Genomic DNA, 25,053 nt, shown 5'->3' with positions numbered 1-25,053 from the left:
ATTTAAATTCTGCCAATTCTTGACCTATTTTCTTCCATACATATTCGATTAGGAAGTCGGCCCTACACCACCGTTATAGGGCCAAAGAACATCAGGAAGTTTTCGTCAAAGTTTTCCCCGCTCGCCGCGAGGGCACCCTGTACCTTGATCGTCAATCGGTTGCGGATGCGCCTGATTTTATTTTCCTCGTTCAATTCCGGAATCTCATCCCGCTGAATGTCCACCATTTTGATTTTCAGCCGGGTTTCGTACTGGGTGATCGAGCGCTTGACGTCGGCTTTCACTTCGTCGAGCCACAGATTCAAATTGTCGGTTTGTTCAAAATCCTTTTCCCACAGCACACACTGGAAGTCGGGATCGAAGCGCCACTCGCCCCGCTGCGTCAGCAGCAGCAAAAAGATGTACTCCCGAACGGACTCCTTCAAGGTACCCCTGGGTAGGGGCTGCTTTTGCAGCAAAGCCGCAAAATCGACCGGAAAATGGTAGAGTGGCTGCATGGCTTAATTGATCATGACCATGCCTCCCTTCACGATCGTCATAGCTCCGCCGTCTACGGTGGCCATCGCACTACTTTTAAGGGTAGCCTGAGCGGCACCTTCGATTTCAGCGTTCACTCCTCCCTTGGCTTTCAGATTCACAGAGGCTTCTGCCGTTATATTCATGGCTTCCAGTTTTAGCTCGGAGTCACTCAGCACCCGTATTTCTGTGGGCGACGAAATAGCCACAGAATCAGTCTCTGACCCAATGCCTACCGTACTATTTTTTGCAAAAATCTGGGTAGAATAGTCACTTTCCATGATGGTATTCTTGGAAGTTAGCTTGAAATCTTCTTCGGCTTTTACCGTAATGTTTTTCGCGTTCATCTCGATGGAATCCGCATCCATTTTTATCTTCCCACTGCTCTTGATGTGGATATGCGAACCGCCATCGAGCGACATCACCAGTTCATTTTCAGAATCCTTGTTATAAATCCTGATATTTTCCTTGCCGTTGGTATCGTCAATCAGGATGTGGTTGCCGCCTTTGGTGATGAAGCCCTTGAAGTTGTTGTCGGGTTCGAAGAACTTAGGACCAGGCCTAAAATTGCTGTGGTAGAAAGTACCCCTAACGAAAGGCATATCCGGGTCGCCAAAATCAAAATCCACGAAAACCATTTCGTCCACTTCCGGCACAAAGTACACGCCCGTTTCGTCGCCGCTCATCAGATTGGCCACCCTAATCCAGGGTGTGGTGGCATCGGCAGGGAACTGCCAGGGGAGATGAACTTTCACCCGGCCCATAGCATCCGGATCATTGGTATCGATTACCTTAGCATGTTGACTTTCGGCCCGGGGCTGAACCACTTTGGGGTAGTTCGTCGGGGGATAGTCAGGATCATCGGGAATTGCCTCGAACGTATTCTGATAATGCCCGTTGGCGTCCACATAATGTACTACCTTCGTCAACAGGAATTCACCATAGTTATCGGTGCGGAGCGTCACCCCATTGACCTGCACCGCATCATCGACCGTGACCTTACCGCCAGGCGACAAACCCAGCAATGTGGAGGTACCCTGTAAAAGAACGAGCCGGTTGGCATCCATCCTGACGCCATTTTTTACGCTGTCCTCATGAGAGGTTTCGTCTGTATAATGTTGGAAAGTAAGATCGACATTCTCGGCATGAAGTACTTCCCGTGATTTCTGTAATGCCGTCTGGGCAAAGTTCTGGGCGGTAATATCGCCATCCGCCACCGCGTAGTGGTAGGTACTGTCGTTAGAATAATCATACTGGGCGGATTGAGAAGTAAGATCCACGATCCGGCTTTCGTAGGCCATATCCAGCAAGGTACTTCCGTACTCAAGCGCGATTGGTCCGCGGTTGGAAGCTCCCGATTTTCCAAATATGATTTTCAGTCCATCATACCAGAACCACTCGCCGTATTTCCGGGCCAGCCGCTGCATAAAATGGTAGCTGCTTTCGCGGTAGCAGGTCACGTACGGTATGGTAGGGTTATTGGTCGGTGACACCATATAGTTTGCTCCCGTTGAATCCAATACCTGACTGACGATGCCGGCAAGGCTCATCTCGGTAAAGGAATAGGAATTTTCACCCTGTTCCAGCAGGATGGTAGGACTCTTGGCAGTGAGGACGATGGAGCTGTTCACCGAATCCCGCATCTGAAAACTGATTTTCGTCACCAGCCCTTCGAACACCTGATCGGCCGTGGGCGATAGGATACCAGCCAGGTCGGTTTCACCCTGCGAAATGGTGATCGTGATCTTCTGTCCCGCCCAATCCTGCGTCAGACGACCCAAATTGACCGAACTGCCCGCCCCATCCAGGCCGAGCGCCTCGTTGAGATCGCCCGTATTCAGCCGAACGTCCATCGTGTGATGGTCGTCGAAGGGCTGGGCAATGGAAAGGTTATCGAAATGATCCAGCGCCGTTCCGCCAATTGTGATGTTTACGCGAGCAATCATGGTGAGTATTTTTACTGATGTATCAACTTGCGGTCAGGGTACCTTTGATGTAATTATCTTTTCAGGCCAAGCCCCAGAACCAGACCCGGTTACTCCTGCCGAACAGATTTCCCGAAGATCGTGGGTCCTCAGCTCCGGCGGGTAAATTATTGACCTGATTAAAATAAACCGAGCCGTTCCAAAGGTCTATGTGATCGCCCGCGCTGCCGTCCTCCCGGCGAAAGCAATCGTTGAAATAGATAATCCCTTTCCGGTTTTGTAACAGGTCGGCGGTGGACCGCCTGCCGGGAAAACGCTCCGGCCTTCCCATGGTGGTTTCGAGATAGCTGGCCAACTCATGGGCACCTACCACAAAAGGTACCGGCAGATGCGAGCGGGTTTTCACCCGGCGCGGCACCGGAAATGACTCGAGTCCGAACCCCGCCCGCCCCAGCGCCACACTCATCCTGACCGCGCACTGGTTGCGGGGGGTAGGTCCGGCGGGGGCGGGATTGCCCCGATAATCGCCGTAAGCGCGTTCCAGAATGGCGTACGAGGGACGAATCACACATTGGGGTACCAGTATTTCAAAGGGCATGGCTGTTGTTTTTTCAAAAACTGTCCATACTGAAATCGAGGACATTATTGGCAATCACTTTGAGGGGTACCATATCGCGCCCGGTATACACCGCATCATACATGGCCCGGAGCCGATTGACGTAGGTGCGCCGCTCGCGACCTTGCAAATTGCTGTGGGTAGGTTTGGTAATATCAAAAGCCACCCAAGGGCTTTCGCCCACATGAAAATTCGTGCTGTAATAGGTATGTTCCTCGATACTGACCAGTACACAGGGAGCAAATTCATTGGTTATGATCGCTAACCGCAATGGATCGTAAAGCGGCTTGAGGTGGTTGGTTTCCACCACATGATGCCACTGCCATTCATAGCCTTTTAGTCCCAGTTCTTTTTTCGATAGCAGGCCCTCTACCCCGTTTTTGGCGGATTTGTAATCCGTACACACCAGTACCTTTCCTTTCGAACGACTAAAATAGTAGTACGGAAAATCAATGACTGGCGTCAGACCCTGGAAAAAAACGCGTAAGTCGGGCATATTTTTAAAATGTTCAAGTCGAATAAGGAGCAGTCAGGATTCTTCCGGCAAACAAACCATCATGGCGGGTTCCTGCTTTTTAAAAACCCACCAAAAGCCGCCCGCCTTGGTTTCTAGTTCTTTCCGACGTATATAGTGCATGGCTTTATTCTCATTACGCCCTGGATCCATGACACTGAAAAGTTGGTCGGGTCCGTTGGTACCTTCCACTCCCGAAAGTACCATATAATGCCCCGCGTATGTTACTTTGGGTTTGTCCGAGAGTTTGGCTTTTAATCCATATCCTTTGCAGCTTTTGCACAGAAAAATGATCAGTTTTCCTTGCTGCAAATAAAATACGGCTTCGTCTAACGAAACCCTCGTGCCATCGTACCCGGCCCACTGACCGCTAATGCCCTTGATCATGGGATCTCCGGCGGTACCATGTCCCGAAACCCGGCCATGGGAGGCTGCATATTTTGCAGTATCTATCGGAGTAATGCTGCTGCTTGTTTTGCAGATTGTTTCATCACCCTCGGTAAGACAATCATTTTCCATCAAATATTTGATGACAATGGCCAATGAGGTAGGGCCACAACCGGCTTCTTTCATCGTGGTGTCAGTCGATTTATTTCCATACACCGTTTTTCCCCATCGAGTATCGAACTGAGTGAACAGCTGGAGCGTCCCCTGTTCCTTTTCAATCTCACGCAGTTCTTTATTCAATCCGACGACCAATTGGTCGTCAGTTATATACATACCCAACTTACCCTTGGGAGGCGTCAAAAGCCAAGTGTTTGCCCCTTGCTTATAGAGCCTGTACCCATAGCGATAGAGTTTGCTCGCAACATCCCTGAGGGTGGGTGGCAAGCCAGGAATTATTACTATGCCCATAAATGCAAGAATTTAGAATTAAGTCGCATAAAACCCCTCTTTAAATTTCCCGTGGTAAGAGTTGCCTGTGCTACAAACCACCTCAGACCACGGGCATGGGGCATGCTACCACTTTTTCTCAAAAGCGACTCCGTCCACGGTGAGTTTCTTACACGAAATAGTGACATTCTCGGTCATGGTACCCGTGGTACCTGCATCCATAGATTCGCTGTATCCTACCACGGCACCATCTTCGAATTCAACCGTCTTGAAATCCTTATCGATATCGGCGGGATCTTTGAATACGACTTTGCCTTTACTGCGCTTGGTGGGGTGGATGGCAAGTTTCCAGAACTCGGATTCTTTGATACCCTCCACGACGAGCGAAACATTGCCTGCAAATACCTCAGAAGTAGTTTTTCCGGTCACGTAATCGGCACTTTGCGACACGGAATACGAGCAGTGATGGAGTTTACGGGGTGTGCCGCCGTCAATGGATACTGTTGCTTCAAAAGCCATGATTGAAAAAATGTTTAAGTTGAAAAAAAATGGATTGTTGTTGGTAGGTATTGGATTTTTGATGTTGGATTTAAGATACTGGATGTTGGATCGGAGCCGCGCGTGACTTAGCTTATTTAACCTCAGTATTCCACTCGTCGCCGCCGTCCATGCCCGACAGGCTCACCAGAAAACTACGGGCGGAGAAGTGCGGCGTAATCGAAATATCGAGCATGATATTCTTGATGTCGTTGGGGTCGCGCCGGATGTCTTTGACAGTATAATCCTTAATGAGTTTCTTGGAGCCGGTAATGGAATTGAGGAACTTGGAAATCTGCTTGCGGAGGTTGTCGTCCGTATCGTAAGTCCAATTCTGGAAAGCGTAGCGATCCAGGAAATCCACCAGTACCTTGTTGATCCAGTCGAATACCCGCACGACGGAGTAGGTCTGCAGGCCCACATTGTCGCCATTGAACATGGTCCGATCCGAGAACGCCTGTACCTTCCCGAAGGCCGACAGCATCGGGATTAGTCCCAGACGGTTCATATCACCGGCCTGGTTGCGATCGATTTTGAAGCGGGTACCTTCGGCTCCCATCAGCATCCCGTAGGTAGCTCCGGCGACGGGCTGCGACATCAACACCGAGTGCATCCGTCCGGCCAGAGCCGTGGAAGGCGGGATATGCAGCGCTTCCTCTTCCCCCAGATCATCATGGGCGCCCCGGCCGACCAACCAGTTGCAGGCCATCAGTAAGTTTGCTTTGTGGTTGCTGGCGTCGGCCAGTTTGCCCCGCTCAAACGCCGAGATGGCTTCTTTCGCGTCGGTAAAATCCTCGTAGTCAGTGATCATCATTACCTTATGCTTGCTGGCCACGCGGGCGAAGGCGTCGATCACGGTATTCTTGCCCATGTAGCCGGGTATGACCATCAGGGAATAGTTGTCGCTCAGGTCATACACCTGGTAATTGTTATGCAGCTCTTCGTCGATGGTGTTGAGTACTTCGCCGTCCTTGATGTCCGCCACCTGATCCATAGAAGCGTTCACGATGGTAAGCTTGGGAATTTCGCGCTGCTCGGTGTTGAGCATGAAGGTTGCCAGCCCCTGGTAGGCTACCTCCAGGGCTTTGGATTCTTCCAGGAGCCGGGCCTGGTTCTGTTTCAGCAGTTGTTCGTTGGTTTCCTGTCCCTGTCGGGCTTTAGCCTGCATCTGCTCCACGGTGTCGGATTCGCCGATGAGGGCGGCCCACATTTCCAGGCGCTGAAGCAGGTCGCGGCGTTCCGCTTCGGTATCTTCGTCGGAAAGGTAGCTGGCTTTGGCACCGGCTTTCTGGGGGTTCATGTCCCGGACTCCCTCCACCGTCGTTTCTATGAACTTGAAGCCGCCCTGCGGTTTCAGAACCTCCAGGCTTTCGTTCAGAGAAAGCGGCTGGACGGAGGGGCTGGCGGCGGTGGCCGCAGGGTCGCGATAAGCTGCTTCTTCAACTGATTTTTGGGTTTCTTCCTGTTGCTTTGCCATGTAATATAATGATGAGGGGTCCGCCCCCGCGGTGATGAATGATAAATGATGAATGAATGCCGCAATAGATACCTCAAAGGCTTTCCTTTAACTCGCTGATCATGGTTTGCAGGGCGCTCAGGTAGGCGGCTCGGGCTTCGGGATCGCTGAGGGTTTTCTGGAGTTGCCGGTTGTTTTTGAGGTTTTTGTAAAACCGGTCGTAGTTGTTCTCTTTTCCGGCCAGTTCCTTCAGGAAAGGGCTCTGTCCCATCATTCCTTCCGGTGAGAAATCTTTCATCTTGCCGAAGGTGATGGTTTCAAACACGGGCGCTCCTTCCTCATTCTCGAATTCAGCTTCCACCTGGGGCTTGAAATGGTCGAATACAGACTGCATGGTTTCGAGCCCAGTCACCATTTCTTTCTCGGGTGAAGCATTAAACGCCGAAACGAACAGTGTACGCGAGGGCGGTAGGGCCTCTATTTTCTCGTAGCCTTTGTTTGCATCGGGATCTACGTTGCCTCCCGGTCTGATAAAGTCAAATTGTCCTGCCATTATTAGAATGATGGGGGGTCCGCCCCCGCGGTTGTGAATGGTTTGCTTATACTGCCGCCACTGGTACGTCCTGTTTTTCCCAGAGGTACTCCCCTTCTCCGTTTAGGGTCAGGTTCACGGTGCTTCCCTTGCCGATTTCGCCCGAAATAATCATTTGCGAGAGTGGTTGCCGCAGACGGTTACTGATGACTGCCCGTATGGGTCGCGCCCCGAACTGCGGGTTATAGCCTTCTTTGGAAAGTGCAATTTCAGCAGCTTCGTCAATAGTCAGTGTAATGCCCAGTTTGTCGAGGCTTTTACGGAGGGGGCGCAGTTGAAAATTGAAAATGCGCCGGATGGTTTCCTCCGTAATGGGCCGGAAGGGCGTCAGGCCCGTGAGCCGCCCCAGGAATTCGGGACGAAAGTACCCCTCCATATTCTGAATGAGGTCGGCCTGAGTAGGTACCCTACCCTCGTTAAATTCCTTCACAATGAACTGCGAACCGATGTTCGATGTAAACAGCAGAATGGCGTTGGTGAAATCGCCTTCCCGGTCCAGGGTATCGTGCAGGCGGCCTTCGTCCAGAATCTGCAAAAAGATGTCGTAGACTTTGGGATGCGCTTTTTCCACTTCGTCGAAAAGTACCACCGCGAACGGTTGCTGCCGGATGCGGGTCACCAGCAAGCCGCCTTCCTCATACCCCACGTAGCCCGGCGGTGAACCTTTGAGGAGCGATACGGTATGTTCCTCGGCGTACTCCGACATATCGAACCGAATCAGCGCTTTTTCGTCGTTGAAAAGCAGTTCGGATACGGCTTTGGCCAATTCCGTCTTGCCCGTCCCGGTGGGACCCAACAGGAAGAAGGAAGCGGGCTTTCCGGTTTCACCTACCCCCGAACGGTTTTGCCGGATGGCATTGGCGATGATCTCGATGGCGGTATCCTGCCCTACCACCCGCCGGCGCAGGTGGTCTTCCAGTTGCAGGAGTTTTTCCTGTTCATTGACCTGAATTTTACCGAGCGGAATGCCCGTTTTGTACGCCACTACAGCGGCGATGTCGGTCTTGTCCACCAGCTCCTTATGCTGCTGAGACTGCTCCCCTACCTTAGCCAGCAATTGGGTGAGGGCTTCGATGGCCATTTCTGGATCGTCTATTTCCTTGATATCGTTCAGCTCTTCGATCTGTCCCAACAGTACCGGACTCAGACGGTCGTGGAGTTGCTGCTCAAACCAGCGAAGTTCATCCATATAGCCCGGCAAGTACCCCTCGCTACTTTCGGCTTTGAGCCGTTCAAATTCACCCGTGAGGTAATCGATTTCCTGAGAAGTAGTTTCGGTCAGAAGCTTGCGGGCGGCCATGGTACGGTCGATCAGGTCGAGGGCCGCATCGGGCAGGCGACGATCCTTAATGTACCGCCGCGACAGCAGCACCGCTTCTTTCACGGCCTCGTGGTCGATGCTTAGACCATGGTGTTTTTCAAAATAGGGTACCACTTTCTCGATCATGCGGCGGGCGCGGGTATCGTCCGGCTCTTCTACTTTCACGATCTCAAAACGGCGACTGAACGCTTCGTCGCGCTCAAGGTACTTGCGGTACTCGTCCAGCGTAGTGGCCCCAATCACGGTGAGTTCGCCACGCGCCAGTTCGGGTTTAAGCAGATTGGCCAGGCCGGTCACGCCTCCCTGCGGGTCCATCAGGACGTGGATTTCGTCGATAAAAAGGAGCGCGCGGGGATACTGCTTTATTTCGGCAATAATATTCTTGAGGCGATCTTCCACTTCTCCTTTGTAGGAGGCTCCGGCGATCAGCGCTCCCATGTCGAGCTGAAAAAGCTGGGCATTCTGCAGGTGCGCCGGTACATTTCCGCCGATGATCTGGTGCGTCAGGCCCTCGACCAGAGCGGTTTTTCCTACGCCCGGCTCGCCCACGATGATCACATTAGGCTTGGTACGCCGTCCCAGTGTCTCGACCATCATGCGGGTTTCGCGTTCGCGGCCCACGATGGGGTCCAGTTTTCCGGCCCGGGCCATCGCGATTTTATCTATACAGAATCGCGCGATAGCCTTTGCGGGCCCCGCGGCCCCTGAAGCGGGGCTCGCACTGGAAGGTGAGTTCTGACCGTTGGAAGGTACCCCTGGTATAGGCACCTCTTGTTCTTCTTCCACTTCGGCCAGCGCTTTCTCTAATAAAAAGGATTCCGTGAGGGGAAAGGCTTTGAGTTCATTTTTACTGAAAGCTACCTCAGGCCGACTCATGGCAATCAGCGCGGCAAAAGGAGAAACTTCCGACTGTCCCAGTTTCAAACGGATCACGTCCGCCACTTCCATGGTGAGTAGTATCTTCTCGTCGCCCGTGGGCTCTTCCACCGTCCGGGCCGACTTGGGGTACTTCTCGATTTTGTATTGCGCCCAGTCGCGAATGAACTGGATGTCGGTATCCCAGGCGACGAGCGTACTGCCCAGCCCCACATCATTGTGCAGCAACCCTACCAACAGATGCGCCGGTGAAAACGTAGCCTGACGGTATTCGCGGGCCGTCGCCTGGGCGATCTGGACGGCGCGAATCAATTCTCCGGTGAGGTTGGTGGTGAGCATGGCAAACGTCGGATCTTATGGTGAAATGACGTTGCAATGTTATTGAAGATTAGGGCCTTACGAAATACGTCAAATGACGTATTTTATTACTTGGGCGCATTTTGCTACTTGCATTCGTCCTTCGCGGACTATGCCGCATGAAGAAAGCATTCAATTTAAGTACCTGACTAATAGCCTGTTATTAAAAATGAATCCTTCGACCAAAAGAATCACCATCGGGAGGAAACCAGGCAATACGATTGTACTCAACGCGCACGACGTGAGCGGCACCCACGCCACGCTCACTTTATTGAGTCCGGTTACGAACACCTGGGAGATTCAGGACATGGGTTCGGCGAACGGGACTTTCGTGAACGGTATGCGGGTGTACCGCAAGGAAGTGACGCCCACTAGCCAGATCAAGCTTGGGCAGACCCTGCTATCGTGGGAGCAAATTCTGGGACATCCGTCGCAGGATCGCCTACCGCAGGGTCATTTGCCGCAGGCTATCCTGCCTAAGGTACCCCCACCACTGGTAGTCGTGCCGCCCCCGCTACCCGCCTACGAGGAACCTCCGGCTCAGGATGAAGAGCTGAGGGAAATCGCCTGGAACCTTAAGAAGGTCAGCGATGAGTACCGCGAGAAAAAGTACCGACTGGCCGAAATACAGATGCAGGAATCCATGAATTCGCGCATCCAGGGGTTGGGTTTTCCGATCGGGGCCGTCATGGGGCCGCTGTTGCTCCAGACTTTGCCGCCTGAATATAAGGTATTCGGGTTTATTGGGAGTGCCATTCCGCTGGGGTTCGCGGGAATTGCTTTTTTGAGTTCGCGCAAACTCAGCAAAGAACGCAAGTCCTACAACGGGCTGGAAGACTGGTACCGGATCAATTATGTATGTCCGCACTGCCATACATTCGTTCAGCAACCTTTTGAATTATTAGAAAAAACCAAAAATTGCCGGGCCTGCAAAAAGCCTCTGATACCTTGAAAAGTGGATAATAAATACTGGATTATTGGACGCTATCGCAAAGGTACCCCTCCATCACTGGTGCGCCAGCCGCCGCGGGGGCGGGCCCCTCATCATTCATCACTAATCACTCATCATTACTCTCCATGACCAATCCTGATTTTGAAAAAACACAGATTTGGGCCAAAAGTCTGGTCAACGCACCGGCCGTGGCTCCGCCCCCCGTTGCTGCCGCTGCTCCGGTGATGGCCATGCCGGTGGTACCTAAGAAACCGGCGTTGAAGAAGCTTTCCAAAGAAGAAAAGATCGTTCTGGCTTCGGGTGGTGCCTTGGCAATAGGTTTGGGAGCAATCGTGATCACCAGCCTGCCCAATGAGGCGGTCGCCGCCACGCCGGCCATAGCCCCGGAAACGACGGACTTGACGGCTCCCATTCTGGACTTGGATACTGAACCGGAGGTACCCCTACCCTCCGAACCGATCGCGCCTTCCGCCCCGCCCCGCCCCAGAGCCGCTGCGCCTCACCAGCCAGCTACGCGGCCGGAGGTACCCCCTGCCGCCCCGCCATCCGTTCCCGAAGAGCATCATGCTCTCCTGGAAATACCTGACATTCCGGAGGTAGCTACGACCGTTGGGGACGACTTACCTTTCCTCGAAGCTTTCCATACGGCCCGCGCCGAGGTAGGCCCGGCGGGTCTATTCGCCTGGCGGGGTACCTTCTATAGTACCTTCACCGAGACCGAGTGGGATACGGTACCCGAAGACCAGAAACAGCACTGGCTCGAAGGCGCGGAACCGATCATCCATCCCGGCTATGAAAATCTACAGAACGACTCCCCCGATCTGGCAGCTGCCTTTCAGCATGTAATTGTGGCCGAGCGCGGGGAGTTGGTCTGGACGGGAATTGATAAGAATGGCGACGGTCAGGTCGAGGTACTGATGGGCCGCATCAACGGTCAGTCACCGATGGTACTGATGGATACTGATGGGGACGGAATTCTGGATACCCGTTACGACCTGGAAGCGAAAAGTGGAAAAACGTTCGCTTCCCAGATCGAGCCCTTCTCGATGAGTGCCACTGAAATCGAACACATCGAGTTCGTACCCATTGAGGCGGATATGGGTTTTTATAACGCGGGTACCCGGCATGATTCCCACGAAGTACTCCCGGTATCGATTCATCAGGAAGCGGGGCAATACGTGGTCACCCTGGACAGCGATCGGAACAATACCATCGACGCCATCACTTTCCTGACCGATGAGAAAGGACCCGTGGTAGGCCTGGATTTCGACAATGACGGACAGATCGAGATGGGTTTTTCGTACGATTCAGAAACCCATTCGATTGTAACGGTGGAGGTTGAACCGCTGGAAGAAATGAAGGTGGGGGAAGACGAAATACCGCAGTTTTCGTACGCCGAAGACGACGCCCTGCTCAATAACTATGATCCTGAAGCAGAAACCGATGAGTTGGCTTTCGATGATGAGCCGGATACTGATTCTGACTCCACCTTTCAGGATGGTTACGATGATCACGACCATTCGCTATTTTCTTAATTCAAATTCCTGATCTATGGAGATAACGTGCAGAAAATGCAGTACCCGACTGCTGGTCACCAACACAGCCACCCCGATCATCAAATGTACTACCTGCGGGTACCCCAATCCCGTCATTGCGGGGGGCACGCCGTCGGGTACTGCTCAAGCTACTCCGGTTGTTGCCCCGGCGTCCAGTTCCCCGACGGCTACCGTTCCGCCGCGTACCCCGGCCGCTATCCCTTCGGCCCCTCGTCCTGTTCCCCCGCCCCGGACAGCACCGCCGCCAGCCGCCGCTGCTCCCGAAATGGGTTGGCTGGTAGTGCATGACGAGAACGCTCCTCCCCAAACACACCCGTTGCGGATTGGCCGACAAATCGTGGGTCGCAAGAGCGTAAGCCGACCCTGTGACATCATGATCGAAACCGACGACCCCTACATGGGCCGCAACCACTGCATCGTGGAAGTAAAACCCAGCCGCAGCGGAGGGTACGATTTTTTCCTGTCGGATGTGACCATGACCAGTGGCACGCCCGAGCAAATGAGTACCAATGGTACCTTCGTCAATGCCTACCCCACCGCGCTCCGGCCCAAGGACATGGTGTACCTGAACGACGGTGACACCATTCAAATGGGTAAAACCAAGGTGGTCATTAAAACGCTGATCACGGCCACCAACGGCCAGGACGCCTCCCGGATCGTCCAGGAAACCGATTATTCACCTACCGTTATCATAAAATAAACCAGGTACCTACTCCGATGAGCATCACGATCTATCAGCCGGTCTGCTTCAACGAAACGGGCAACCGCACCCACAATGAAGACAGTGTATTCCCACCCCCCGGACACGCTACTGTGGCCGATCGCCTGTTTCTGGTATGCGACGGCGTGGGCGGAGAGCACCGGGGCGAAGTAGCCAGTGCGGAAGCCTGCCGCTGCCTGAGCGAGTATTTCGCACAGAATCCCGACGCCCTGGCTTCTACAGACCAGGTGCAGCAGGCATTGGAATATACCCGAGGAGTATTTGAATCCATTGAGAAACAAGACCCCGATTCGGCGGGCATGGCCACCACCCTGACTTTGCTGTTGCTGCTGGATAATAAGGTAGCCATGGCCCATCTGGGCGACAGCCGGATTTACCAGGTGCGCGAGGGCAGAATAATCTACCAGACCCGCGACCACAAATGGGTGAATGAATTGATTGCGAGTGGTGTGATCACCGAAGAACAAGCGCGGGAGCATCCCAAAAAAAACGTCATCACGCGGGTTCTGTCCGCTTCCCGCCCCGATCAGGCGGACTTCAAAATCATTGATGATGTCCGGGCGGGCGACTATTTCTTTCTTTGTACCGATGGGGTACTGGAACGGGTGTACGATGGACTGCTCGAGTATCACCTGGGGCAAGTGAGCAGCGAGTCTGCTTCGACCGAAAGCATTATGGCTTCCCTCCGGGAGGAATGTGAGGGCATGACGAATGACAATTTTTCGGCTTATCTGATCCAGATCGAATCGGTGGGTACCGAAGAGTCACTGGTGGCGATACTGGATAAGGAAATCACCGCTCAGCCCGACCGGTCTGCGCCACCTCCGGTACACATCTGGGAATCCAGGCCGATGTGAAGTTTTTTGTTACCCTTCACCTTCAAAAAACGACCTAGTATAAAGCAAATAGACCAAAATGTTCAAGTTTTAAAAACGTAGTGTCAAAATTCCTGATCACCATGAAAAGCCTTTATTCCAAAATATGCCTGTATTCCCTGCTGATTGGGGGTACCATCTCCTGCCAGACCGAGATTCCCGATCCACCGGAAGCCTCGTATACGTTTGAGGTAAACAATATACCCGGGGCCAGCGAAGTGACTTTCACTAATAATTCCAGTAACGCCACCGACTATGCCTGGGACTTTGGCGATGGGGGTACCTCCAATGAAGAGAGCCCCTCGCACACCTACAACTCCGGGGATCGTTACGCCGTGAAGTTGATCGCCCGGGGCGACGGCGGCAGCGACGGCGTAACGCAGGATGTGCGGGTGGTCACCAGCCTACCGGCCCCCGTAGCGGATTTCACAATCGCCAATAATAATTGTGAGGCTCCCTGTACGGTATCTTTTGCCAACACTTCCAGCAACGCCTCGACCTATACCTGGGATTTTAACGACGGGGGTACCGCCACAACGAAGGATGCCTCGCACCGCTACGAGAATGCAGGTACCTACGGTGTCAAGTTGATTGCTTCCAACGCGGTGGGTACCTCGAACACCAAAATTAAGGAGGTTACCATCAAGCCCAAATCCGCCACACCTGTCCTTACTTTGGATTTTAATGATCCCAATGATGTAAAAGCCTGGACCAGGCAATACAACACCAATGGCAATACGGGTGAATTTTTGAGCGTCTCGAACAGCTATCTGGTCATGCGAATGACGGGCGTCCAGAATGAGGTGATTTATGGCCTAAAGCATTCGCAGGACCTCTCGGGACTCACCAACTTCGAGATCAAGGCCAAATTTGGCAAAGAAGATCTCGCTTCCGGCAATCCCCGCTTCGCCCAGATCAAATTTGCCGTGAAGGAGTACGGCAATCGGGATTTGGCCCTGGTCATCCTGTACGAAGATGGCGTGCGCAAGTTGCGCGTGAACCGTTACGGACAACCCAGTATTACCCGTGACTTTCCTACTTCCTGCCGCGAAGCCACTTTTACCGTCAGCAGCATCAACGGTACCCTCACCGTTACGGACGACTGCACCAAAGGTACCTGGTTCACGGATACAGGCATCACCTTGGCGGGCCCGGTCGGGCTGGATATTTTCTACAATTGCGCCACGGGAGTTTGTGGCAAAGCCAGCTACGGAAGCTTTGAGATCGACTACATCCGGGTCAGTAAGTATTGAATCAATACTAATAACGGTACCGAAACCCTAAGTACAGCAAGCCTATGACTGCCAACGAATTTACCGACCGCTTCGACTACGACCCCGACAACGATTTGCTGGGAGAAGGCGGTTTTGGCAAGATTTTCAAGGCCTGGGACAAAGTGCGCAATGAATACATCGCCCTCAAGCTCTCCAAGGTACAGCCCAACATGGAGGAATTCAGCCTGTTGAGCGAATACAAACGGGTGTGTGACCTGGAACATACGAACATAGCCCGGTACATGGATTGCCAGCGGATCAGGCTACCGGGCATCGGTACCCACGATGTGGCCCTGATGAAGTACTACGAACACGGCAATCTCAGTCAGCTTCTGGGCAAGCATACCCTCACCACGGCTCAGAAAGATCGAATCGTGGACGGCCTGCTCGACGGCATCAACTACCTGCATAGGCACCGCCCCCTCATCATTCATAGTGACCTCAAGCCCTCCAATATCCTGATCGTGGAACGGCGGGGGTTTTACATTCCGCTCATCACCGACTTCGGAATCAGTCGCCAGGCCAGTGTGGACGACAAATCGTACGTGACCAATACCATCGGGGCGGGTACCTATGCCTACGCGGCCCCCGAGCAATGGGAAGCCCGGGAACTGCGACCCAATGTGGATCTGTGGAGTTTTGGGATTCTGGCGATCTACGTGTGGTTTAACGGCAAAAAGCTCCCCTTCCGAGCCGATGACATCAGTATTGCCTCCGAGGCCGGCCGCATCGAATTCATGAAGCGGGTGGTCAACCTCGATTTTATTCCCGATTTGATGAAGGTACCCGACAAGTACCGTACTATCGTAGCCACCTGCCTGGTGGTGTCCCCACAGCAACGCATCAAAACCGTAGACGAACTCCTGGCTCACCTGCATCCGAAGGAGATTGCGACTGCGCCCGAAGAAACCACGCAGGTACTCCCTCCACCCACACCGCCCAAAAAACCGATCCGTATCCATGATGAGCGGACCGAGCTCATGCCCGTTGAGGTACCTCTACTCCCGCCTCCCCCGCCCCGCCCCGTGGAGAAGGTACCTGCTGCCCCAGCGCCTACGCCGGGCAAATCCAATGTAAGCGTGTGGGTGGCAGCCTCGGTCGTCATCGCTATGATCGTGGGGGGTACAATCTGGTACGCTCTTCAAGACCACAAGACAATCGCGACTCCGGAAGTAGCGAAGGTACCTGCCAATACCACTGCCCCAATCAGGCCGGACACGGTTTCATTGGCCCCTCCCAAGCTGAACCTGGAACCGGTCGAAGAGAAAAAACCAGATGTGAAAGCGTCAATTGCGGCCGCTCCAAAACCCAAGGTACCGGCCACCGCGCCGAAAAAGAAGACGCCCGACCCCAAAGCCATTTACCGCGTTGTGGACGAAAGCCCTTCGTTTCCGGGGGGAGAAAGCGCCATGCGGTTCTGGCTGGCCCGTAACCGCCGTACGCCGGAAGCGGCCGAACGGTCGTTCATATCGGGAGTAGTCAAGGTAGCTTTCGTGGTCAATACCGACGGATCGAGGCAGGATATCACGGTGATCAAGAGCGTGGGCTATGGCTGCGATGAGGAAGCGGTGCGGCTTGTGAAGTCCATGCCGCGCTGGAATCCAGGGCGCTTTGAGCGGAGGCTCGTACGGGCCAGCCACACCATCGACGTGGTGTTTGAATGAGCATCAACCGCTGGTTAAGCCATCCGACCGATTACCTTGGCCACGGCCTCACCGCTGCCTTTGACGTGAAGTTTCTGGTAAATGTGTTCGAGGTGCTTTCGAACGGTTTTGTTGGAAACGAAGAGTTTTTCACTGATTTCACGAACGTTCAGCCCGCGCACCAGCCATTCCATCACTTCATTCTCCCGCAGGGTCAATTCCGCCGAACGGGATACCGACTGAATCTGCAGATCGCCGGAGCCCTGCCGCAGCAGATCCAGTGCCTTTGAAGCCATGATGGGCGACATGGGTGCGCCGCCTTCCAGCACATCGGTGATGGCATTGATGAGGATGTGGGTTTTTTCTTCTTTCAGCAAATAACCCGATGCGCCCGCTTTGATGGCTTCGAAAAGTTTGCTATCGTCATCGAATATGGTCAAAATGAGGATTTTGACATGAGGGTACTTTTCCTTCAGAAGCCGGGTGGTCGTTACGCCATCCATCTCCGCCATTTCGATATCCATCAGGAAAACGTCGGGTACCTCCGTGCGTAAAAGCTGTTTGAACAAATCCTTACCGTTCACGGCACGCAGAACCAGTTCAATATCATCGCTCAACGAAAGTTTCTCCCAAATATCCCGGGAAATGGTGGGGTTATCCTCGACAAGCCCTACTTTGATCTTTGTCATGACGGTTCTGTTGCTTTTATGCTCTGATTTGCCGAAAATTCGCAAGTGGGTTCATGCATTATCACAAAGTAACATATCCGTCACCAGTCATAAAATACGTCAAATGACGTATTTTATGGGTTGAGGCAGTGGAAACTCGATGTGTATTTCCGTCCCGTCATCCGAAGAATTGAGCACAAAAGTGCCATTGAGTTCCTCCGTTCTGCTTTTGAAATTGAGTAATCCGTAGCCTTTGGGTACGTCCTCGGCGCTAAACCCTTTCCCATCATCACTGATGAGCAGCGTAAGGCTGTGCTGGTCGGTGGCCAGGCACACCGTGATTTCGCTGCACTGGGCGTACTTCATGGCATTATTCACGCCTTCCTGCACAATCCTGAAAATGGAAGAAGCCAGCTGGGGATCCAGCAGGGTGGAAGCGTCGCCGTAGGCCGTCAGTTTTATCGTGGGGCAGGTCACATCGGCCGAGATCCGGGTAAGCAGGCCACGGATACGTTCCGTGAGATTTCCGTAGGCTATTTCCCCCTGATTAAGTACCCAGATCGTTTCCCGAAGTTGCTGAACCGTGTCACGGGCAAAATCCTGTAAATCAATCAACTGATGCTCGAATGTGGGATTCCGATGCACCAGCATATCCAGCCTGGAAATAATGTGCGTAAGCTGCGATCCGATGCCATCGTGCAGGTCGCGGGCAATCTGTTCCCGTTGTTTCCGTAACCTGACTCCAAGTGTTGTATCCTCCATCTCATCAAGACTTTTACGCGCCAGCAGCTGATTGAAGTAAAGATCAGGCGGAGAATTCCGGGGACCCCGAAGACTACGAATCCCAAATTGCGTATACTCGTCATTGCGTTGCGCGATCATAACTGAAAGGGTAAGTGTGTTAGGTAGTATGTAGTGTAGTTTCAAGTATAGGTTTCGTACCAGTCGTCAGTATTATCAGCCTCTGGGGTATCAGGTGAATCGCCGTCATCCGCGTACAAATCCTCGATCTGATCGGACAGATCTTCCTCGATTTCGGCCGGAAGTTCGGCTTCGGTTCCTGGCCAGTCCGCTTCTTCCCGCATGTAGGCAGGATCAAGGTACTGCTGATAGAACATTTGATTCCGGTACGCCAGCGGCTCATCGCCCGAAAAACGTTCGTAATGATACGCGGCTTCCTCCCAATCTTCGTTCAGGACGGCAGCAGTCAATTCCGGAAACCGGGAGAGCCCGCCCGTGTTGTACACATAGTCGAACAGAATCTCTTTCTGTTTTTCTGAAAGAGATTCCCAATCCGCGGCTTCGGGAGAAAATCCACCGTGGTTTTGGACAAAACTCAGGAGTTGATCTTTGGCCCGTTCCTCGTATTCAGGTACCAGTACGTTTTCAAACAAGGCCTGCTGCTGCTCTTCGGTAATGATGATTCCTCCGCGTTGAGCCACCCAGTTGGCGGCATCGGGACCCGTCTTGTGGGCCGCATCGATCAGGGCATAGGCGGTTTCAGGGTCGATGCCCGCCGCGGTGAGGTCGTTGTATATTTCCTGCGGGCTCCGATGTCCCAGGTCGTACCCCGGGCCAATCGTCACACCCGATCGACCGCCTGGATAATGCGGCACCAGGCTCTGCCCCTGATGGCCAATTTCCTGATTGTAGGTAAATGAATAGCTGGCCATTCCAGATCATAGGTTTAGGAAACGATACACCTAACTTCTTTTCTTTCTCCTGGTTAGTCGGATTTCTCAATGAAAAAGGAAACATAAGCACCGCGTTTTTTTTTAATGCAAGCAGCTTCTTTACGGTTCACAGGAAATCCACACCCTAAGTTAATGACTAATAAGAGGTTATTCAAAAGCATTTAGTAAACGGTTGAATCTTTCTTCAAGGCCTTGCCTACCTCCCTGTGTACATCAAAAAATACGTCAGTTGACGTATTGATTGCCGCTGGTGTCCCATCTAATTTTGGCTAATCAATACTACCCGGTTGAAGTATTTACCTAACTCTCAGCTTCTGATGCGGAACTTATCCTTATTACTGGCCTCGTTTCTCGTGGTACTGGGTACCTGCAGCAACGGGTATGCTCAAACCCCGAAGAAGCCGGACGTCATCCAGAAGCTCGATAATACCTCGCTCGAGGTCGTCATCGATGAAATCAATAAAACCGATATCCTGTACCGTAAGCCCAACGATCCGAAGGGGCCTCTGTACGGTATTCCCAAAAAGGACGTACGCCGAATCGTCTGGAGCAATGGCGAGGTAGAAGAAATCACCGTCCCCCCTGCCCCGGCGCAGAAACCCGGCAACCCCACAGCTTTGCTAGTCAAACGCCCCGTCCCTCCTCCCGTTTTTTGGAACCGGAAAGGGCTCTTTCTTGGCTTGCGGCTGGGTGCTGGCGCAGGCCTGGTAGCCACGCCCACCACCGACGCATTGGCGAACGACCCGAAACTCGCCTACCAGGCCGGCGCAACCCTGGGGTACCGAATCAAGGCACTTTCCGTGCAGATCGACGCGCTTTACACCAATCTGACTTACGGACTGATCGTACCGCAGGGTACCCAGGAAATTACGGCCGCCGAGGGGCAACAGCAAAACCTGATGGTACCCCTCACCTTCACTTTGTCGACCCGCCTGAGCAAAGTCAGGGTAGGTGTGACGCTGGGTGGGTACGCGGCGGTGCAGGTTGGTCAGGGCAGCACCCGGATCACCAGTGCTGAAAATGCCGAAAAACAAGTCAGGAATTGCGCCGAATGCACCGATGCCCCAACCTACGGCGTCGTAGGCGGGCTATCGGCTACCCTGGTAGAAAAACGAGGGTACGTTATCGTGATGGATGCCCGCTGGTACCAAAGCCTTGAGAATAATGAGCAGTACCGCATTGCCGAGAGCGGCGTAAAAATGCATCAGGGCATGTTGGGCCTCGGGGTACTTTTCAATCTTTCAGGCAAGTCAAAATAATGCACTAAAAGACCTTTGGAATATGATTTTCAAACGACCATATCCACTCAAAACATTCCGGATCACAGCGCTGGTCTTTCTGGGATTGGGAATGATCCTGCCCGCGCAGGCACAGGAAAAGTTCTACTGGAGCAACGGCAGTTCTTTTTCCAACCGCATTGTGGAGGCGGATGATCGGGAATTGAAGTACGAAGAAAAAAAAGGAGATACGCCCCACAAACGCACGATGGACCGCGAAAACGTGATCGTGGCTTTCAATGCGTACGGCATGTACCTGGTCATCGATAATCTCCCGACCGATCCCGAAACGTCCCGCATGACGCTGAAAAAGTTTTACAACACCACGGGCTGTCCTACCGATGTGCTCATCAGGGCTACGCCTCTGGAAGTCATTCCGGCCACGATCCGGGTTGAGGGCGGAGCCATCAATTACCTGACCGAAACGGGCAAGCCAGCCTCCATCAACAAGCGGGATCTGGTGGCGATTATTTATCAAAACGGGAGCCACCAACTTCTGCGCGAACCCGAAGAGGCCAAGTCCTTTCTGATTTCGGCCTTCGATCAGGTACGGCGCTATTGTAGCAGCAAACCCGCGCCCAAGGATCTGATCATGCCCGATGACGAAAAGATGCCCATCGCCAAGGTACCCGAGAAACCCGCCGGCAAACCTACCCTGGACGAAAAGGAATATCAGGAGTACAGTAAAAAAGCGCTGGTGGTGGTGGAGCAATTTGCGGATTACCTACAGGTGATCGCCAGCCGGAATTTCTCCATGAACGAGCGCGATGCGGCCGTCAAAAACGCCCTGAAGCTATTCCTGCCCGATTCCAAAATCAAGGTTTCGTCCAAAAACCGGAATACCATCACCGAGCAGAGTATCGAATCGTATCTGAAGCGGCTCAAGATGCTTCCCTACGGGGAAGTGCAGATCAAGTGGAGTAATATCGAGTACGTCGATCAGTTCAAACAGGCCGAAGACGGTAATTACTACGGTCGGATTATAGGCAGTCAGACCTTTACGGGTTTTAGCGAAAAGGGAGAATCGGTGAAATACAGCGATGTGACCCGCAAGGATGTGAAGGTAAAATTACAATCGTACGAAAAGCAGGTCAATGGGCAGGAACAGGTCAACTGGTCGGTGCTGCTCGGGAATATTGGGGTGGTGGAGAACGACAAATAAAATGAGCCGGGCGGCCCGCATAGGATTTGTGCTACTGGCCAGTTTTCTGACCGCCACGCCCTACCCCGAATGCGTTGCTCAGGCCTTGCGCCTTGAGGGCTACGTGAGTGATGCGTACTCCCAAAGCAAAATTACGGGCGCTACGATGTACGCGCTGGTGGACAAGCAGCGACTGAAAATCACTGAAAGTGGGACGGAGGGAAGGTACCGGCTGGAATTTCCGGTGGCGGGTCAAGCGCTGATCGTCGAAAAAACGGGTTACCGTACCCTGGTCATTCCGACCCTAAAACAGCCCGCCGCGCCTGGCGATTTGCCGTTTTTTGTGCCGTTGCCGCTGATCCCACTCGATGAGCAGGCCCATGACAAACCCTATATGCAAAGCCAGCAGCAGGATTATACCTTAACCACGACTACCGAAACGAAAACGCAGAAAAAAGTGATCCGGACTTTCAGCATACAGGACGCCGTGAGCAGCCAGCCCATTCAAAAGGCTACCCTCTGCCTACAGTACACGAAGGTAGAGAAAAAGGACTGTCATGAAATTACTCCGGCCGTACCTACCCCGAGCGTGACGTTCGAAGATGCGGATATTGTGAGTGTGGTGGTGGAAAGTGCGGGCTACCAGCCCTACCAAGGCAACTTGATCCTGGACAAAATGGATGGCAGCCATAGTAGCTACGAAATAAAAATGACGCCGGAAATTACCCTTTTGACCATGAACGTACCCAACGCCTCCCCCCAAGTTCGGTATATGCTGATTTCCACCACAGGCGATACGATACCCATACGTCAGGGGAAGGAAAAATCAGCTTTTGCTCGCTGCGCCGAAGGTACCTACAGTCTGCGGGTCCTTAACGCACAGGGGGTACCCTGGCACCGCGAAGTGGTACAGCTCGCCAAGGGTCTAAATTACCGTACCCTAACGCTGCCCCCGCCACCTGCGGGTGAGGTAGATCACGGCCAGCCCGTAGCTAAAGCCAGCTCCCTACCCCCGGTAGCCGACGATGCAGTGCCACTGGCCGATACAGCCCGCCGGATTATCCTGTATTTCATTCAGAGTACGTATGAGCTGCAACCACAAGCCTGCCAGCAGCTGGATCGGCTGGTGCTCATGCTCAGGAATTCCCCCGACCGAAACATACGAATCGAGGGACATTCTGATAACGTAGGCAACCCCGTTCGCAACGAAACCCTGTCGGAATACCGCGCTCGCAAAGTGTACCGCTACCTACAGGAGCGAGGCATTGCGGCCAGCCGGATGGAATGGCGGGGAAAAGGCAGCGCGGAGCCCAAAGCCAGCAACGATTCGGAAGAAACCAGAAAAATAAACCGACGGGTCGAAATCCAGATCTACCCTCAGTAAGCCTAAGATTTGATTTGCCCCATAAAAATCCCTTAACCAATGCGCTACCTATATAGCCTACTCTTCGGATTCTTTTCTTTCTGTCCAGCCTTGGCCCAGGATGCCACGAAGCTGTCGCCCGATGACATCATCGAAATAAAGGCAGAGGCCAGGAAAGTGATCGAAACCCATCTGAACGATCTGCTGAACTCCGTGACCTCGAGTGAAGTGGGACAACAGGGACGAAGGCTCATCATTGTGAATAGTTTCATTCCCGGAGAAAACCAGATTTTCAGCACGAACGCGATCATCGAGGATGATACCAGTCCCGAGTACACCACCTCGGGCAAGGGCTACACCGACCTAAAAGTGCAGACCTACCTGGAAAAACTGGATCTTTTTTACACCAAAAGCGCTGAGTATTCCATCAAGATTTCGGAGGTCAACGTTACGGAAGTAAAGCAGGGCAAAGAGCTACCTTATGTGCAGGTCCATTTCCGGAGCCATTTTACCAATACTCACCGCAACAAGCCCACGCTCAGGTACAGCCCCGTGCTCCGAACCGCCGAGATGACCGCCGAAAAAATTGACAATCAGTGGAAGGTACTCATCACCGGAATCCGATATTACAAAGAAGCTCCCTCCCAGGTAACGGTGGCCCAAGCGCCAAGCCAACCCATTCAAACACAGACTCCTCCTGCGACGAAACCCGTAGTAGAACTAGCTACGGCGCAGCAGAACAAACCCACGGAAATCAAACCCCAACCCAACGCCGGCCAAACGCAGGCTAGCTCTCCGGCTAAACCAGTGGAAGAACCGGCCACGGCGCAACAAACCAAACCCAACGAAACGCACCCTCGGTCAGTGACGGTAATACCGGAACGCGAGGTACCTTCTACCAAAAAGCCCGAGCCAGTGGCGGCCGAGCCAAAACCCGCCGTTACCAAGGCACCTGAAAAAACAGAAACCAGGAAAACGCCCGAAAAGCCCGTCGAAGTCGCCCCACAGAAACCCGACGCGGCACTCGCCGCATTGCAAAAGAAGGCCACCCAATACAAACGTCGGGCTGTATTGATCAGGAGTGTTGCCGGACTGGCCCTGGTAGGTGCCGCGGCTACTTTTTTAATGGTCAATACAGACTATAGTGATTATAAAACCGGGATTGAGAGCAGCAATGCAGAATTTCAGGCCTGGTGGGATGAGTTGGACACCCAGGGAATTCCGAATGGGCAGAATTTTGGCGATATCGACAACTATAAGATCCAGCCCAAGAGCATCATCGAATACGGTAGTCCCACCATTTACCTCGTAGGCGCGGGCGTGGTAGCGGCGGGCGTATTGTGGGCCATAGGCGGGGGCAGCAGCCGAAAGGCGCGGGATTTGCGCAACCAGCTGAAACAGAAAAAACTCTCCCTGTCGCCCCAAATCAGTGGCCCGCAGCGCTACGCCGGATTGAAAGTGCGCTACTCGTTCTAACCAAAAACCAACGCCATGAGTACCTACCTTAAGCCTTTCCTGTACTTCGTCCTGGTGTGGATGGCCGCCGGCTGTCAGCTGGAAGATCCTACCCTCCCCGTGGCCGCCGGGTCAGCATCCGCTACCGATTGTACCGCTCCCTGCACAGTTCAGTTTACCGACGCCTCCACGGGTAGAGGCCTTTATGCCTGGAACTACCGCTGGGACTTTGGGGATGGCACATCCTCCACCGAAAAAAATCCGTCGCATACCTATACCCAGACGGGTACCCACCAGGTAACACTTTCCCTGAGCGGCAAGTACGGAAATGCCACCGACAGCAGCCTGACCGTGACGGTTAAAGGCAAAGGTCCGGTGGCTGGTTTTACCTTTACCGGGGGCAATTGTACCGCCCCCTGCGAGGTTGTCTTCACCAACCAGTCCGAAAACGCAACAACTTACCTGTGGACTTTCGGCGACGGTACTTCGTCCACGCAGCAAAATCCAGTCAAAACCTACACCAGTGCGGGAAAATACAAAGTGGAACTGACCGCTTCAAACGCCCAGGGTACCCACCTAAAATCCGATTCGGTGACGATACTGGGACCCGAGCTTGTGGCCAATTTCGGCGTAGAACTGGACAATTCCCGTACCGACTCGACCAAAGTGAAATTTATCAATATGTCCACCAATGCCACGGGCTACCAGTGGGATTTTGGCGATAAAATAACTTCCACGCTAAAAGACCCGATTCATTGGTACAAGCGGCTCAGTGGCAAAGACACGTCCTACGCCGTGAAGCTCAAAGCCATCGGTATTGGCGAAAGTTTCAAGGAAAAAACGATGAGCCTGGTTATCCAGAAGCCGGAATAACGCCCTGCCCGCCGCGG

General features: G+C 53.2%; 23 protein-coding genes. 11 read left to right on the top strand and 12 right to left on the bottom strand.

Annotated elements, in window-relative coordinates:
* Window positions 1–62: 62 nt before the first annotated feature.
* The 9 genes from GBK04_RS22655 to GBK04_RS22615 all read right to left on the bottom strand — a co-directional run bounded on the left by GBK04_RS22655 (window position 63) and on the right by GBK04_RS22615 (window position 9,526).
* Window positions 63–497, bottom strand: a complete 435-nt coding sequence (locus tag GBK04_RS22655) for a GPW/gp25 family protein (protein WP_152763659.1) — start codon at window positions 495–497, stop codon at window positions 63–65.
* 3 nt (window positions 498–500) lie between these two features.
* The gene (locus GBK04_RS22650) at window positions 501–2,462 is read right to left on the bottom strand and encodes a type VI secretion system Vgr family protein (RefSeq protein WP_152763657.1); all 1,962 of its coding nucleotides are present in this window, start codon (window positions 2,460–2,462) and stop codon (window positions 501–503) included.
* Between the two features lie 61 nt (window positions 2,463–2,523).
* A complete protein-coding gene (locus tag GBK04_RS22645; RefSeq protein WP_373331235.1) occupies window positions 2,524–3,039 on the bottom strand; it encodes a type VI secretion system amidase effector protein Tae4 in 516 nt (171 codons plus the stop codon).
* A gap of 13 nt (window positions 3,040–3,052) precedes the next feature.
* Window positions 3,053–3,553, bottom strand: coding sequence for a hypothetical protein (locus GBK04_RS22640; RefSeq protein WP_152763653.1), 501 nt, complete (start codon window positions 3,551–3,553; stop codon window positions 3,053–3,055).
* Window positions 3,554–3,586: 33 nt separating this feature from the next.
* Window positions 3,587–4,426: a C39 family peptidase gene (locus tag GBK04_RS22635; protein WP_152763651.1), complete on the bottom strand. Its 840-nt coding sequence runs from the start codon at window positions 4,424–4,426 to the stop codon at window positions 3,587–3,589.
* A gap of 105 nt (window positions 4,427–4,531) precedes the next feature.
* Window positions 4,532–4,924 carry a type VI secretion system tube protein TssD gene (gene tssD, locus GBK04_RS22630; RefSeq protein ID WP_152763649.1) on the bottom strand — a complete coding sequence of 131 codons (393 nt, stop codon included), beginning with the start codon at window positions 4,922–4,924 and terminating at the stop codon, window positions 4,532–4,534.
* Window positions 4,925–5,036: 112 nt separating this feature from the next.
* On the bottom strand, window positions 5,037–6,419 hold the full coding sequence (locus GBK04_RS22625; RefSeq protein ID WP_152763647.1) for a type VI secretion system contractile sheath protein TssC: 1,383 nt from the start codon (window positions 6,417–6,419) through the stop codon (window positions 5,037–5,039).
* A gap of 73 nt (window positions 6,420–6,492) precedes the next feature.
* Window positions 6,493–6,951 (bottom strand): type VI secretion system contractile sheath small subunit, encoded by a 459-nt coding sequence (locus GBK04_RS22620; RefSeq protein WP_152763645.1) that lies wholly within the window; start codon window positions 6,949–6,951, stop codon window positions 6,493–6,495.
* 46 nt (window positions 6,952–6,997) lie between these two features.
* Window positions 6,998–9,526, bottom strand: a complete 2,529-nt coding sequence (locus tag GBK04_RS22615; protein ID WP_152763643.1) for an ATP-dependent Clp protease ATP-binding subunit — start codon at window positions 9,524–9,526, stop codon at window positions 6,998–7,000.
* Window positions 9,527–9,656: 130 nt separating this feature from the next.
* Here GBK04_RS22615 and GBK04_RS22610 point away from each other — a divergent pair, with 130 nt between their 5' ends.
* From GBK04_RS22610 to GBK04_RS22585, 6 genes are all read left to right on the top strand, one after another.
* Window positions 9,657–10,496, top strand: coding sequence for an FHA domain-containing protein (locus GBK04_RS22610; protein WP_373331234.1), 840 nt, complete (start codon window positions 9,657–9,659; stop codon window positions 10,494–10,496).
* A 125-nt stretch (window positions 10,497–10,621) separates the two neighbouring features.
* On the top strand, window positions 10,622–12,031 hold the full coding sequence (locus GBK04_RS22605) for a hypothetical protein (RefSeq protein WP_152763639.1): 1,410 nt from the start codon (window positions 10,622–10,624) through the stop codon (window positions 12,029–12,031).
* A 16-nt stretch (window positions 12,032–12,047) separates the two neighbouring features.
* Window positions 12,048–12,752 carry an FHA domain-containing protein gene (locus GBK04_RS22600; RefSeq protein WP_152763637.1) on the top strand — a complete coding sequence of 235 codons (705 nt, stop codon included), beginning with the start codon at window positions 12,048–12,050 and terminating at the stop codon, window positions 12,750–12,752.
* 17 nt (window positions 12,753–12,769) lie between these two features.
* A complete protein-coding gene (locus GBK04_RS22595; RefSeq protein ID WP_152763635.1) occupies window positions 12,770–13,630 on the top strand; it encodes a PP2C family protein-serine/threonine phosphatase in 861 nt (286 codons plus the stop codon).
* Between the two features lie 101 nt (window positions 13,631–13,731).
* Complete coding sequence (locus tag GBK04_RS22590; RefSeq protein ID WP_152763633.1) at window positions 13,732–14,901, top strand: PKD domain-containing protein; 1,170 nt, start codon at window positions 13,732–13,734, stop codon at window positions 14,899–14,901.
* Between the two features lie 44 nt (window positions 14,902–14,945).
* Window positions 14,946–16,586, top strand: a complete 1,641-nt coding sequence (locus GBK04_RS22585) for a TonB family protein (RefSeq protein ID WP_152763631.1) — start codon at window positions 14,946–14,948, stop codon at window positions 16,584–16,586.
* 14 nt (window positions 16,587–16,600) lie between these two features.
* Here GBK04_RS22585 and GBK04_RS22580 read toward each other — a convergent pair whose 3' ends face one another.
* The 3 genes from GBK04_RS22580 to GBK04_RS22570 form a co-directional block, all read right to left on the bottom strand.
* Window positions 16,601–17,254: a response regulator gene (locus GBK04_RS22580; RefSeq protein ID WP_152763629.1), complete on the bottom strand. Its 654-nt coding sequence runs from the start codon at window positions 17,252–17,254 to the stop codon at window positions 16,601–16,603.
* Window positions 17,255–17,353: 99 nt separating this feature from the next.
* Window positions 17,354–18,115 carry a sensor histidine kinase gene (locus GBK04_RS22575; RefSeq protein ID WP_152763628.1) on the bottom strand — a complete coding sequence of 254 codons (762 nt, stop codon included), beginning with the start codon at window positions 18,113–18,115 and terminating at the stop codon, window positions 17,354–17,356.
* Between the two features lie 41 nt (window positions 18,116–18,156).
* A complete protein-coding gene (locus tag GBK04_RS22570) occupies window positions 18,157–18,906 on the bottom strand; it encodes a pesticin C-terminus-like muramidase (RefSeq protein WP_152763626.1) in 750 nt (249 codons plus the stop codon).
* Between the two features lie 338 nt (window positions 18,907–19,244).
* On the opposite strand from GBK04_RS22570, the gene GBK04_RS22565 reads away from it, so the two are divergent.
* From GBK04_RS22565 to GBK04_RS22545, 5 genes are read left to right on the top strand one after another with little or no spacing between them, the layout of a single operon-like run.
* Complete coding sequence (locus tag GBK04_RS22565) at window positions 19,245–20,186, top strand: hypothetical protein (RefSeq protein ID WP_152763624.1); 942 nt, start codon at window positions 19,245–19,247, stop codon at window positions 20,184–20,186.
* A 22-nt stretch (window positions 20,187–20,208) separates the two neighbouring features.
* Window positions 20,209–21,366, top strand: coding sequence for a hypothetical protein (locus GBK04_RS22560; RefSeq protein WP_152763622.1), 1,158 nt, complete (start codon window positions 20,209–20,211; stop codon window positions 21,364–21,366).
* A gap of 1 nt (window position 21,367) precedes the next feature.
* Window positions 21,368–22,729: an OmpA family protein gene (locus GBK04_RS22555; RefSeq protein WP_373331233.1), complete on the top strand. Its 1,362-nt coding sequence runs from the start codon at window positions 21,368–21,370 to the stop codon at window positions 22,727–22,729.
* A 39-nt stretch (window positions 22,730–22,768) separates the two neighbouring features.
* The gene (locus GBK04_RS22550) at window positions 22,769–24,184 is read left to right on the top strand and encodes a hypothetical protein (RefSeq protein ID WP_152763618.1); all 1,416 of its coding nucleotides are present in this window, start codon (window positions 22,769–22,771) and stop codon (window positions 24,182–24,184) included.
* Between the two features lie 15 nt (window positions 24,185–24,199).
* Window positions 24,200–25,036 carry a PKD domain-containing protein gene (locus GBK04_RS22545; RefSeq protein ID WP_152763616.1) on the top strand — a complete coding sequence of 279 codons (837 nt, stop codon included), beginning with the start codon at window positions 24,200–24,202 and terminating at the stop codon, window positions 25,034–25,036.
* Window positions 25,037–25,053 lie beyond the last annotated feature (17 nt).

The organism is Salmonirosea aquatica (genome assembly GCF_009296315.1).
Classification (GTDB): Bacteria; Bacteroidota; Bacteroidia; order Cytophagales; family Spirosomataceae; genus Salmonirosea; species Salmonirosea aquatica.
Note: the sequence above shows the minus strand (reverse complement) of the source record. Positions and strands in the feature narration are given on the sequence as shown.